Raw genomic sequence first — 13,266 nt, forward strand, 5'->3', positions numbered from 1 at the left:
CTCCATCGCTGCAATCTCCATTTGAGCAGCTCTGTCTGCATTTCAGTACACCACAAGGAATTTACAATTCCCTCCAGATAAGCCACCATGCGACGGCGTACGCTTCTCTGTGCTTGTGGGATCGCACTCTCTGGGTTCGCTGGCTGTTCGAGTAACACCGGCGAGGAGGGAAAGGAAACGACGGAACATCCGACCGAAACGCCCGAGCCGACCGTCGTAGCCGACCCAACGACGATCCCCACCGGACCGATCTCATTGCTGGCACTCCAGCCGGCGCTGGTGAAAATCGATACAGACGTGGCACGATTCAGCGGGGGTAATAGCACACAGTATCTGTATCTCCATTTCGAATTCACCGACAAAAAACCGCCAGCACACGAAGATCTCACGTTCCAGTTCGACGGCGAGAGCCACGAGCCGATCGCGAAAACCCACTCAATTCTCAACAGCTACGGCGCACAGTACACCAGGCGGCGTGGGAAAGGATGGGTCCTTTTCGAGTTGCCAGCGTCAGGCGACGGGAACAACGCCGGATTGTGCTGGCCCAACGGCGAGTGGACGCCATCCAGTCAGCTCCAAAATCGACTCGCCATGCCCCACCCATCGCTTTCGGCCGACGTATCGATCGAGGAAACGATTGCTCCGGGCTCGGTGCCCACAATCACGGTTGAAGTGACGAACGAGGGCTCCATTGCGGGCCGATTCGTGGGAGCGCTCAGTCGATCCGGTCCCGAAGCCACCGCAATGCCCGTTGGCGAAGTCACCGAACTCGTCCCCGCTGGCGAGTCGAAAACAATCGAAGTGACCGAATCGAACGAATCGTTCGACGTATCCGCCGACCAACGGAATGACGGCGAACGAGACCTCTCCTACGAATTCACATACGACGGAAACAAAATCACTCAATCAGTGCGGATCACGACGGACAACTAGCGACGATACTCGACGAGTGGGGTGCCATCCATTGTGTCTGGAATCTCGAGTTCCATCGCCTCGAGCACGGTTGGAGCGACATCAGCGAGCGTGCCACCGTCCCGAATGGCGGCCACGTCATCAGCGACCGCCACGAACGGCACCGGATTCGTGGTGTGTGCGGTGTGGGGATCATCTGCTGGCCCCATCTCGTCTGCGTTCCCGTGATCAGCGAGCACGAAGAGATCCGCGCCGGCGTTGCGCGCCGCCTCGACAAGCCGACCGAGCTGTTCGTCCACCGCCTCCACCGCAGCGACGGCAGCTTCATAGTCGCCGGTATGACCGACCATATCCGGATTGGCGTAGTTGAGAACGAGCAACGAGGGATCCTCCGTCTCGATGGCCGCTATCGCCTCGTCGGTGAGCGAGTGGGCGTTCATTTCGGGCTGCTCGTCATACGTGGGCACATCCGGACTCTTCACGATCGTCCGTTGTTCGCCGTCGAACTCGACCTCACGACCGCCGTTGAGAAAGTAGGTCACGTGCGCATACTTCTCCGACTCGGCGAGTCGATACTGCGTCTTGCCGGCATCGGCAACAACCTCACCCAGCGTCTCCGTCGGCTCGTTCGGTGGAAACACCACCGGAAGATCGAACGTGCTGTCGTACTCGGTCATCGTGACGATCTCGGTGGCCGGTGGATCGGTGTCGAACGACCACTCCGGACGGATGTCTGCGAGCATGCGCACCAGCTGGCGAGCGCGATCAGCCCGGAAGTTGAACCAGAGCACCGCATCACCATCAGAGAGCGCCGGCGCGCCCTCGATGAGCGTGGGTACGACGTACTCGTCGGTGACATCCTCCTCGTAGGAGCGCTCCAGCGCCGTGATGGCGTCGGGGGCAACACGCTCGGCGTCGCGATTGACGATCGCATCGTAGGCGCGTCTGGTCCGCTCGAAGTTCTCGTCACGATCCATCGCGTAGTAACGACCGGAAACGGTGGCGATTGCACCCGTGCCGACGCGATCAATCACCGCCGAGAGGTCGGCAAGATACTCCACGCCACCAGTGGGTGCGGTGTCGCGTCCATCAGTGAACGCGTGCGTAACCGCATCAACGCCCTCGTCTGCGAGCAGTTCGAGCAGTGCGTGAAGATGGCGCTGGGCGGAGTGGACGCCGCCATCGCTCAGTAGTCCACAGAGATGCACCCGCCCATCGTGCTCGCGTGCGAACTCGATCGCGTCCTGAATCGCCCCATTGTCAGCGAGCGAGCCGTCATCGATCGCCCGATTGATCCGCGTCGAGCTCTGCAGAATCACCCGTCCAGCCCCGATCGTGAGATGACCGACCTCGCTGTTGCCCATCTGCCCCTCGGGCAGCCCTACCGAATGGCCATCCGTCCGAAGCGTTGTCGAACGAAAGCGTTGTGTGAGCCGATCCATCGTGGGTGTCCGAGCGCCCCCAACCGCATCGCGGAAGCCACTCCCGATTCCCCAGCCATCGAGCACAACCAGCGCAGCGTCCATACCGAACGCTGGCGAGCGATCAGTAACTAGCCTTCGCTTATGAGAGGACCACTCGACACTCGGGGGCTTTTTACCACCGGCCGGCGACATCACCACCGTGACTCTCGATCCGGTCCATTTCAAGGGAATCACGCAGCTCGCCGATCGGATCCAGCGGGACGCAAGCCTGATGGACTACCGCGATCTCGCCGAAGCGATCTGGACCGAACAGCTCGACCCGCTGGAATGGCAGGGAAGAACGCTGCTCGAACCGATTGGTGAGCTCTCGCGTCGCAAGGTGTCGATCGAAGGGATTGCGCTGGCCGACGATCCGTTCGAAACACGCCACGGACTGGATTCGGGAACGATCAACCCAACGACGTTCAAAAACGGCCTCGTGCTCGACGTTGCCCAGGCCGTGATGAGCGCCATTCCATCGGATCTCGACCTCCATCGTCGTCGAACCGTTGTAATGACCGTCCACTCGAACGACGCGACGATCGATTTTCATGGTGGCTGGCGACGGCGCGACGACGGGTTCATGCGAAAACGCGTGCTCCACACCCCGCGCGTGAGCCGTGGCGAATCCGCCGTTGTCCACGATCTCGCGCTGTATCTCGCAGAAAGCGAGCACGTCCTCGAACAGGCCGACCGCGTCGAAGAGCTGCTGGTGCTCGACGGCCCGATCTACCCGCGTGGACTGCTGAACTGGCAGCGCAGCGAAGAGCTACGACGACTGCTCGACGACAACGAACGGCCACACGACGTGATCGAGAACTACATCCGCATCGTCGAGCGGTTCGCAGAACGCGACGTTCCCCTGGTTGGCTTCGTGAAAACGCCGCTGTCGCGAATGATCACCAGAACCGTCGAGAAACGGCGTGGAAACGCACCGTGGGTCAACGACGCCGCCTTCTTTTCACAGCTGTTAGAGCCCGATGACGACGAGGCACTGACGTTCACCAACTGGTTCCGATCACGCGGCGGCCAGGATGAGCTGCTATCGGCCGACGGTGACGCCTGTGGCGTCGAACGGCGGCGCGACCCCGCCGAGTACGAGGTTACCTACTGTGTGATCTACGATCCTCGCGACGGGATCGTCTACCGACTGGAAGCGCCTGCCGTCTTTACCCGGGATAAAACCCGGCGTGAACAGCTCACCCGGCAGATTCTCAAAGGCGTGGCCGTCGAACAGGGGCCACCGCTGGCTGTGGAGAAAGCAGACAGCTTAGCGAAAATCAGCAAAGACGAAACCCGAGCGCTCCAGTCCGCACTCGAACAGACGCTCGAAGCCGAACGCGACAGCAGCTACGACGCCAAACGAACGGAGCGCTGGGGCCTCTGAGAGACCATCAATTCGGACGAACTGAAAAAGCTGTTAGTAGCTCCTCCTCCCATACGGCGTATGGAGGAGTTCGAGGACGTCACGGAGGTGACCTTCGACGACGAGTCCCTGAGTGAAACGTTCGATGAGCTTTCTGTTTCTCAGCAGGGACAGGACCACGGCATCGGCATGTTGTCCGCGTCCGAAGGGCTAAAAATCGACGAGGAGCCCGACGACACCTGCCTGCGGGCGTATATCACCGTCGAGAACCGACAGGACGTTCGCATTGGCACGTATCTGCTCGTTCCGTATCCCGACGAAGAGCGGCTGTTTGCCCGGATCACGGGACTGGAGTACGCCCAGGAGTTTCGCTCGGACGACGCCAACGAGATCCATGCCAGGCGAGCAATGCGCTCCGAGGAGATCGACGAGCACGATTATAAGTTCATCGCGACGCTTGAGCCGGTGGCCGTGCTGTACGAACAACACGAGGAGCTCACCCGACGGATGACCGACCGGGTGCCGATGCCAGAAACGATCGTCGAGCGGGCAACGGACACCGAAGAGATCAAAACGGGGCTGAAAATCCCGGACACTGGTGTGTTTCTCGGCCATCTTGCAGTCGGTGGCCAGAAAGTCAAAACAGCGGCGGAACCACCAACGATCGATTATCGGCTTGATGACTCCGATGAGGGTGGCGACCCCCTCGTCTTTCGGCACTCGCTGATCGCCGGTGGCACCGGATCGGGAAAAACCCACGCCGCAAAGAACATCCTCAGGCAGTATTTCGAACGCCGCTATGAGATGCCCGACGGTCGTTCGCCCCAGCTGGCGCTTGTGCAGTTCGATCCACAGGACGAGTACGCACAGCTCCACGACGACAACGACACACTGACGACAGAAACGGCTCGTCAGTACGACCAGGAAAGCATTGCTCACGGTGGCCACGAGGATACGAAAGCGTTCGTTCCCGTCGTCGGATCGGCCAGCTACGGCGGTGGACACCACCGCGCCGAACAGGTTCCGTTCACAATTTCGTTCTCGATGGTGCAGTCCAATCCATGGCTCATCGCCCGAGGCGGACTCAATGAAAACCAGTATCCCGCACTCATCGATCTGATCAAGCGATTTTTCAGCGAGCAACCGGACGGCAGCTACCGGGCGTTTCGCGAGTTTTTATCGGATGATCTTCGCGAGCGACTGAGCGACAGCGGTCGGATTCATGAGGCGACGTTCAACGCCGTCCGGAGACGCACCGGCGGCTTCGGGCCGATCTTCGACCAGGACGCACCACCGATCACCGACCTCGTCGAACAGTTCGTCAGACCCGGTGGCGTCAGCGTTGTGCCTACCTATCATCTCAATAGCGCACGCGCGAAAGAGACGGTCGTGCTCGCGCTGGCGAATCTTCTCATCAGCCAGAAGCTCTCGAACGACGCCGACTACGAGCGGATCGCACACACACCGCTCGTCATCGGCATGGACGAGGCACACAACTTCCTCACCGACGCCGATACGCCACAGGCACAAAAGGTGATCCAATCGTTCACAGAAGCCGCAAAACAGGGCCGAAAAGAGCGCCTCGGACTGTTTCTTATCACGCAGGATCCACAGGATATCGCCGACCCGGTGTTCAAACAGATCAACACCACGATTGTCCTCAATCTCGGCGACGAGGACGCCATCAAGGCCGTCAATATCCCGCGTAGCCTCGAATCGAAAGTACCGTACATGGAGAAGGGACAGATGGTCGTCTACTCACCCGACAATTCAGAACCCGTCGAAATTATCGGATTATCGAACTGCGTTACCAGACACGGCCGCGAAAGCACTGAATAGGGCCCAAATCTTCTACATTGAAACGATCAGCTTTCCGAGCTACCGGTGAATTCTTATCCGGATGCAGACTATCAGTAGATATGGTGCGGCATGTGCTCATTCCACACGATGGTTCCGAACCGGCAGAGCGTGCGCTTACGCACGTGACCGAGGCGATGGCGGACGCCCGGGTGACGCTGTTGTGCGTGATCGACCCGTCTGCGGGCTTTGGTGCTGGTGCTGGCGCTCCCGGCGCAGCAGAGGTGTGGTATCGATCCGAAAAAGAACGCGTCGAAGATCGACTGACCGACGCACAGTCGACGATCGAAGAGCGTGGGATGAACGCGCGGACAGAGGTGAAGATGGGCCAACCCGCCCGGACGATCGTTGATCACGTCCACGACACCGACGTTGATCGGGTGGTGATGGGCAGCCACGGGCGACGCGGCGTGTCTCGGCTCTTGCTCGGGAGCGTTGCCGAAACGGTCGTTCGTAACTCTCCGGTCCCTGTGACGGTGGTTCCGTGATCAGTCGTCCGCTGGTGGATGCGATGTCGATCGAACGTCGGAAATCGCATTCCGGAGTGCCGTTCGCTTGAGAAGAACGAAACCAATGAGCACGATAGAAAAGCCGAGCACGCCCTGGAGCGTGATTCGCTCACCGAGCACGAGAAAGCCCGAGATCGCCGCAACAGGCGGTGCAGTGTACGAAACGAGATTGATCTCGATTGGACCAAGCCGTTCTAGCAACTCGAAATAGATCAGAAAGCCGATCGCTGAGGAGAAAATCGAGAGATACCCGAGCGCAAGCAGTGCCTCACCCGGATGAGCGATCGACTGCATCGATTCGCCGAGTAAGAGACTCAGCCCGTGCATCAACAGCGCACCGCCAACCATCGAGTAGGCCTCCATCGATTCGATCGGCAGGCCGGTGTCGGACCGCTGGGTGAGCACGCTCCCGAACGAAAACGAGAGCGTTGCTACAAAGATCAATCCAGTGGCAATCACGTCGCTGGCGAGGAGATTCGACGGATCTGGATCCGTCAGGACGATCACGCCAACGAGCCCTAACAGCATGCCGAGCCAGCCAATCGGCGAGAGCCGTTCGTCTGGCAGGAGGACGCGCGCACAGCCAGTGGTCAACACCGGATTGAGCGAGACGACAATGGCCGCAGTCGCGCTGGTCACCGCCGGATCCTGTTCACCGATGAACAACAGTGCGTGATAGATTGCGATCAGAAACACCGATCCAATGGCGATTTGCACCCACTGCGCTCGTCCGCGTGGAATCGGGTCCTCAAGCACGTACCAGGCGTACCCGAGCATGAAGACGCCGGCGATGTCGTAGCGAAGCGCGGCGAACAACACCGGCGGAAAGCCAAGATCGAGCCCTGCTTTGATCGCCATGAACGCAGAGCCCCACACCACTGCGAGAACGCCAAACAATCCAAGGGTACGATAGCGCACGTTGGGCCTCAGTATGCTGTCTCACTCACAGTTGTGATCCCGGCAATCGGCGTCGGCGTGCAGATGACAGCTCACGCGGTGGGGTGTCGTGTGTTCGTCGGGAGAAGTGGTTTCACAGACGCTCTCGAACGTCGCATCGAGCCGGTCGAGGGCTTTCGTCCGATCGCCGGTCTCGAGGGCAGCGATTGCCTCCTCGATTGCTTGCTGGACAGTCGCTGTACAGTCTGAGCAATCGAATTCGTCCAGTGCGACCGATTCACCACGTTCAATCTGGCTGCGGAGTCGAAACACGGCTCGGTAGGTCGCCTGATCGATCTCGAGATCGGCGGGTGGGATGATTTTCGGACAGCGGGTGTGGAATCGACAGCCCGACGGTGGATCGCTGGGTGAGGGGAGCGCCCCCGCAAGATGATCGATCGATCGGTCGCGTTCGTTCGCGCGCGCCCGCGGAACGCTCTCGAGCAACGCGCTCGTATAGGGGTGTGCCGGCGCGTCAAACACCCGTTCGAGTGGACCAACTTCGACGAGTTCGCCCAGATACATCACGGCGACACGATCACAGAGCGAGCTGACGACCGAAAGATCGTGGGTGATAAACAGATACGTCAGTTCCAGTTCGTCCTGGAGTTCGGCGAGCAGCGAAAGGATCTGTGCCTGGACCGACACATCAAGCGCACTCACAGGCTCATCGAGGACGATGAACGACGGTTCGAGCGCCAACGCGCGAGCGATCGCCACGCGCTGGCACTGGCCACCGGAGAGTTCGTGGGGATAGCGGGGGGCCATCACAGCCGACAGCTCGACCCGTTCGAGCAAATCACGAGCTCGGTTGTGGCGCTCACGTTCGGTGCCGATCTCGTTGACAACGAGCGGTTCGCAGATGATTTCCTCGACTGTCATTCTGGGATCGAGGCTCGAAAACGGCTCTTGAAAGACGATCGCTGTTTCCTGGCGAAAGCGGCGTCGCTCGGCTGCAGTCTGGGCTGCGATTGGCCTGCCGTCGAATGCCACCGTTCCGGCTGAGGGCTCCTGGAGTCCGAGCAGCAGCTGTCCAGTCGTCGATTTCCCACAGCCAGATTCACCAACCAGCCCCACAGTCTCTCCACGTTCGATTGAGAGCGAAACGTCATCGACCGCAGTGATCGTCGAACCCTCACGGCCGCGAAGCCGATCGAGAATGGAGACGCCATCGGTAAACCGCTTTGTGAGTCCGGACGCGCCGATGAGCGGATGATCGCTCACTGGTGATCACGCTCCATCTGTTGGGCTGTGCCACCGCCAAGCGCGTCGTCCGGGTCGAACGCTCGGTCTGTGAGCACACAGCGGGCTGTATGGCGCTCAGTCTCGTCCACCGGACGTTCTTCGGGATGCTCTTGACAGTCAGTCATCGCTTTCGGACAGCGGTCTGCGAAATAACAGCCCTCTGGGAGCTCGTCGGCGTGTAATCCAATCATTCGCCCGGAGAGCGACGCTGGTGGCGTCACAGTGGTGTCGAGATCCGGAACTGCCCCAAGCAATCCCTGGGTGTAGGGATGAACCGGCGCGTCGAACAGCCGATCGATCGGGGCGCGTTCGACGAGTTCGCCGGCATACATCACGCCCACACGGTCGCTGTGATGTGCAACGACTCCGAGATCGTGCGTGATCATCACGACCGAAAGCGCCGTCTCGGCCTGGATCTCTTTCAGCAGCGAGAGGATCTGTGCCTGTATCGTCACATCGAGCGCGGTCGTTGGCTCATCGGCGAGCAACAGCCGTGGTTCGCCGGCAATCGCCTGTGCGATCATCGCCCGCTGGAGCATGCCACCGGAGAATTCGTTAGGATGCTGTTCGGCTCGCTTCGCCGGATCTGGAATGCCAACGCGCTCTAGGAGTTCGATTGCCCGCTCGCGACTCGATTCGCTCACGAAGCTACGGGTTGGAAGCAATGAATCACGAAGGAGCGAACCGAGTCCATATCCCTCCGTTCTGGCCCGCGTCGAGCGGGGTCGGGCCGACGCCCGCTGCTGGACCTCGACGGCTTTGGCGATCTGTGTGCCGACCGTCGCGGACGGATCGAACGATGACATCGGATCCTGAAACACCATGGCGATTTCGGTGCCACGGAGCGACCGACGGGCGGACGCAGGGAGTGTTGTCAGATCGACGAACTCGCCGTCGACTTCGTGTTTACCCGTTGTCGCCGCGAGCTCGGGAGCACGAAACCAGAGCGAACCACCAGTAATCGTACCGGCCGCGGGAAGCAATCCGGCGATCGAAAGCGCCGTGGCAGACTTTCCGGAACCGGATTCGCCGACCAGACCGAACGACTCGCCATCTTCGACGGTGAACGACACCGACTCGACGGCGTGAACGCGTCCATCCTCGGTGTCGAACCTGGCGGTGAGATCGCGAACGCGAAGAAGATCAGTCACGGGCCACCACCACCTCCGGCATCGATACCGGGATCAAGCGCATCACGAAACCAGTCGCCGATGAGATTGACAGCGAACACGGCGAACACGATCGCGAATCCGGGGATCGTCGTCACCCACCATGCGGTCGAGAGCAGATCACGGCCCTGACTCACATCGAAGCCCCACGAGAGCGTCGTCCCGGTAAAGCCCAGAAACGCCAGCGCGCTCTCTAGCAAGACGATGGTTGCGACCTGGATCGTTGCCATCACGAGAATCGGCGTGAGCGCGTTGGGGAGCACGTGGTGACGGATGATGTACCGATCGCTGGCACCGACGCTGCGGGCTGCGAGAACGTATGGGGCGTTTGCCAGCCCCATCGCCTCGCCGCGTGCAATGCGAGCGAGCCAGACCCAGTTGACGAGACCCACCACCAGCACGACGGTTCCCGGAAGAACGACGTGTGAGGGCATCGACGGCGTGATCCCGAGGACAACCCACGGATCCGGAATGCGAACCGTGGCGGTGCCAAACAGCCCAACCAGCGCAACCGCTAGCACCAGCGACGGAAACGCCAGCATGACATCACCGCTGCGCATCAACGCATCGTCAATCCGGCCACCGTAGTAGCCAGCGATCAGCCCAGTGGGAACCCCAATGATCGCGGCGACTGCCGTACCGAGTATCCCGACGAGTAGCGACGTGCGAGCGCCGTACAGAACGCGAGAGAGCATGTCCCGACCGAGCGCGTCCGTTCCGAGGGGATAGGTCCACGTGGCGCTGACGGTCGTCGTTTCGGTCACCGTTTTGACCTCGCCGTCTACGAGCTGTGAGCTGGTCTGTTCGGTCTGGCCGCTGAAACCGATCGGCGGGCGAAGCTTCTCGTCCAGTTGTTGTGTGGTGGGATCGTGTGGCGTGAGCACTGGCGCACAGAGTGCCCCCACGACGAGCAGCCCGAACATCACGACGCCAAGCTTCGGGAGCAGCTGTCGCCGGAGTGTGCGACGAAGGGCGCGACGCGTCCGTGGTGTGATCATCACTCGATCGACACCTCCGGATCAAGCTGTGCGTAGATACCGTCGACGACGGCGTTGATCACCACGAAGCCGACGCCGATGACGATGAGACAGCCCTGCACGACCATCCAGTCGCGGTCATTGATTGCGTCGATCAGTAACGATCCCAGTCCGTGCCAGGCGAACACTCGCTCGGTTATCACCGCACCGCCGATCAGTGTGCCGAGCTGGAGACCAAGCACCGTCACCACCGGGACGAGCGCGTTCCGGAGCACGTGCTGGTAACGGATCACAACCGGTGGGAGCCCCGAGGAGCGAAGCGTCCGCACGTACGGTTCTTCGAGCTCTTCGAGGACGCCACTGCGTGTGAGTCGCGTGAGGAGTGCGGTGAAGTACGTCCCAAGCGTCACTGCCGGGAGCGTCAAATGGATGAGCCAGCGCCCGGCCAGCTGTGGCGCATACAGCACGTCGATCGCAGAGATTACCTCGCCGTTCGCACGCGCCGGGCCACTCACCGGAAACCACCCCATTCCGACGGCAAACACCAGCACCAGCACGAGCCCGAGCCAGAAGTTCGGCGTGCTAATACCGACGAGCGAGAAGCTCGTGGCGGCGTAATCGGTTGGCGTGTGTCTGCGGGTTGCGCTCACGACGCCGAGTGGGATCGCGATCGTAATCGCGACGATCGTTGCTGCAATCGCCAGATCAAGCGTCTGTGGCAACCGACTGGCGAGGAGCTGTCGAACTGGTGTGTTGGTCACATAGGAATGACCAAGATCGAATCGGAGCAGATCGCCGAGATAGTGTGCGTACTGCACATAAATGGGCTCGTGCAACGACAGTTCTTTGGCGATCTCGGCTTTGAGCTGTGGGCTTGCATCCAGGGGAGCGATCGTCGTCACGACCGAGCCGGGCGTGCTGTAGCGCAACAGAAAGACGACAGTAACGATCGCCCAGACGACCACCACGCCGTGACCAAGGCGTCGAGCGAGAAAGCGTCCAGAAACCATCGATCAGTTTGACCGAGCGATAGTGGCTGCCTCGATGCGTTCATCGCGGCGGGCCGTCCACTCAAGGCGCTGGTCAACTGCGTAGACGCTGAACTGCTGGTGGAGAAAGATCCACGGCGCCATATCGTGGTAGTTGCTGTTTACCGCCGACAACAGCTCCTGACGTTTGGACTGATCGGTCGTCTGTAATGACTTTTGGACCTCTTCGTCCAGCGATTCGGCACAGAACGAACTCAGCACCTCACCACAGCCGAGCGTTGGAATGAGTGTTTTCGTCGCGTCGAACGTCGCATTCCCCCAGCCGATGAGATACATGTGTGGCATCGTCGTCCGGTCGCCGTCGGTGAGCTCGCCGATGAGCGCGTTCGTTTCGCGCTGTTGCAGATCGGCAGAGACGTTCGAAAGCGAATCGATCATTCCAACGACCGCCTGGGCAATCTCGACGTCTTTTAGATATCGGCCCTGTGGAGTGTGAAGCGTCACGGACGCCCCGGAATAGCCACTCTCCTCGATGAGCCGTTCGGCGCGGTCGGGATTGTGCGGATACGGCTCGATCGAGTCGTCAAAGCCGACGAACTCCTCGAGCGTGGGTTGGCCAGTCCCTTTGCCAAACCCGTTCAGAATGTCCTCGACGATGCTTTCGAGATCGACGGCGTAGTTCATCGCCTGCCGGAATTTTTGGCTATCGAACGGTTCAACGTCGGATCGCATCGCCACGTACAGAATGCGCGTGCTCGGCGCGGTGGCAAGCGTTGCCGAGTCGTTGGATTCGATCCGCTGTACCTCCTGTGGCGGGACGTTAACCACGAGATCCGATTCGCCCTCAAGCAGCGAATTCACCCGCACACTCGCCTCCGATGCTGCATCAATCGTCAGTGCCGTCGGCCCAGGCGTCGGTCCCCAGTACGACTCGAACGGCTCGAACGCCACGCGGGTGTTCGGTTCGTAGGCCGTCTGTTCGAACGGCCCCGTGCCGTTCATCTCCTGTGTCACCGTCTCTTCGCCCGACTCAGTCACCCACTGCTTTTCGACGATGTCACAGTAGGTCGCCAGCTGGTTGACGACAAGCGGATTTGGCCCTTCAGTCAGCACATCGACCGCATGTTCGCCGTCTACTGCCTGAGCGTCGGTAATCCCGGAGAGCTGATCGCGCTGGGCGCTCTCAATGCCAACGGATGGATCGACGATTCGACGGATCGAAAACACGACATCAGCGGGCGTAAGCGTTGATCCGCTGTGAAACGAGACGTCCTCTCGCAACGTGAACCGGACTCGGCCGGCCTCCTGTCGTTCATACCCTGTTGCGAGCCGCTCGGTCACCGCACCGGATGCATCGCGAGCGAGCAACCCCTCGTAGGCCTGTCGAACCACGTTCTCAGTCGGCGTTGAACGGTGGTTGTGCGGATCAAGGGTGTCCGGAGCCGTTCCCTGCGTGATCGTGACCGACAGAGAATCCCCTGTTGTCGCCGTGTCGGTCGATTGCTCGGGCGTGTCGGACAAACAGCCCGACAACGACACCGTCGCCACGACCGTCCCGAGTGAACGGAGCACCGATCGGCGATCGATCGCCCGCCCGTCATCCATATCAGACATACTACATCCCATGTATCTTAGTTTTATATATTTCATGGTCATTATTTACTCCGAAATAGTAGCAAATGCACTATTCGGCGCAGAACGCACGCCATCGAACCGGATGAGATCATACTAGCATCGCTACAGTTCGTCAATCTATTCCGACCCCATCCAGCACTAGTTTATTGGTTTTAGCTGGCTAAATCTTCTACCAGGCAACAGCAGATTTAAGGTTACCGAGGAGTAT

The 13,266-nt window shown here is 60.3% G+C and carries 11 protein-coding genes; 4 read left to right on the forward strand and 7 right to left on the reverse strand.

Features of this window, described 5'->3' with window-relative positions:
* Nucleotides 1-87: 87 nt before the first annotated feature.
* The gene (locus JXQ78_RS06710; protein ID WP_330632708.1) at nt 88-933 is read left to right on the forward strand and encodes a COG1361 family protein; all 846 of its coding nucleotides are present in this window, start codon (nt 88-90) and stop codon (nt 931-933) included.
* Here JXQ78_RS06710 and gpmI read toward each other — a convergent pair.
* Nucleotides 930-2,438, reverse strand: coding sequence for a 2,3-bisphosphoglycerate-independent phosphoglycerate mutase (gene gpmI, locus JXQ78_RS06715; RefSeq protein ID WP_330632709.1), 1,509 nt, complete (start codon nt 2,436-2,438; stop codon nt 930-932). The genes JXQ78_RS06710 and gpmI overlap by 4 nt on opposite strands.
* Before the next feature lie 97 nt (nt 2,439-2,535).
* Here gpmI and JXQ78_RS06720 point away from each other — a divergent pair, with 97 nt between their 5' ends.
* The 3 genes from JXQ78_RS06720 to JXQ78_RS06730 all read left to right on the forward strand — a co-directional run bounded on the left by JXQ78_RS06720 (nt 2,536) and on the right by JXQ78_RS06730 (nt 6,086).
* A complete protein-coding gene (locus tag JXQ78_RS06720) occupies nt 2,536-3,762 on the forward strand; it encodes a DNA double-strand break repair nuclease NurA (RefSeq protein WP_330632710.1) in 1,227 nt (408 codons plus the stop codon).
* A 60-nt stretch (nt 3,763-3,822) separates the two neighbouring features.
* Nucleotides 3,823-5,580, forward strand: a complete 1,758-nt coding sequence (locus JXQ78_RS06725; protein ID WP_330632711.1) for an ATP-binding protein — start codon at nt 3,823-3,825, stop codon at nt 5,578-5,580.
* An 80-nt stretch (nt 5,581-5,660) separates the two neighbouring features.
* A complete protein-coding gene (locus tag JXQ78_RS06730) occupies nt 5,661-6,086 on the forward strand; it encodes a universal stress protein (protein ID WP_330632712.1) in 426 nt (141 codons plus the stop codon).
* Here JXQ78_RS06730 and JXQ78_RS06735 read toward each other — a convergent pair whose 3' ends face one another.
* Genes JXQ78_RS06735 through JXQ78_RS06760 form a run of 6 tightly spaced genes read right to left on the reverse strand, consistent with a single transcriptional unit; the run spans nt 6,087 to nt 13,037 of the window.
* Nucleotides 6,087-7,025, reverse strand: coding sequence for a DMT family transporter (locus tag JXQ78_RS06735; protein WP_330632713.1), 939 nt, complete (start codon nt 7,023-7,025; stop codon nt 6,087-6,089).
* Between the two features lie 21 nt (nt 7,026-7,046).
* Complete coding sequence (locus tag JXQ78_RS06740; protein WP_330632714.1) at nt 7,047-8,267, reverse strand: ABC transporter ATP-binding protein; 1,221 nt, start codon at nt 8,265-8,267, stop codon at nt 7,047-7,049.
* On the reverse strand, nt 8,264-9,439 hold the full coding sequence (locus JXQ78_RS06745) for an ABC transporter ATP-binding protein (RefSeq protein WP_330632715.1): 1,176 nt from the start codon (nt 9,437-9,439) through the stop codon (nt 8,264-8,266). The genes JXQ78_RS06740 and JXQ78_RS06745 overlap by 4 nt, the downstream gene beginning before the upstream one ends.
* Complete coding sequence (locus JXQ78_RS06750) at nt 9,436-10,455, reverse strand: ABC transporter permease (RefSeq protein ID WP_330632716.1); 1,020 nt, start codon at nt 10,453-10,455, stop codon at nt 9,436-9,438. The genes JXQ78_RS06745 and JXQ78_RS06750 overlap by 4 nt, the downstream gene beginning before the upstream one ends.
* The gene (locus JXQ78_RS06755) at nt 10,455-11,444 is read right to left on the reverse strand and encodes an ABC transporter permease (protein WP_330632717.1); all 990 of its coding nucleotides are present in this window, start codon (nt 11,442-11,444) and stop codon (nt 10,455-10,457) included. Before JXQ78_RS06755 ends, JXQ78_RS06750 begins: the two co-directional genes overlap by 1 nt.
* Before the next feature lie 3 nt (nt 11,445-11,447).
* The gene (locus JXQ78_RS06760; protein WP_330632718.1) at nt 11,448-13,037 is read right to left on the reverse strand and encodes an ABC transporter substrate-binding protein; all 1,590 of its coding nucleotides are present in this window, start codon (nt 13,035-13,037) and stop codon (nt 11,448-11,450) included.
* Between the last annotated feature and the right edge of the window lie 229 nt (nt 13,038-13,266).

The sequence above is a fragment of the Halocatena halophila genome, assembly GCA_027563145.1.
GTDB lineage: Archaea > Halobacteriota > Halobacteria > Halobacteriales > Haloarculaceae > Halocatena > Halocatena halophila.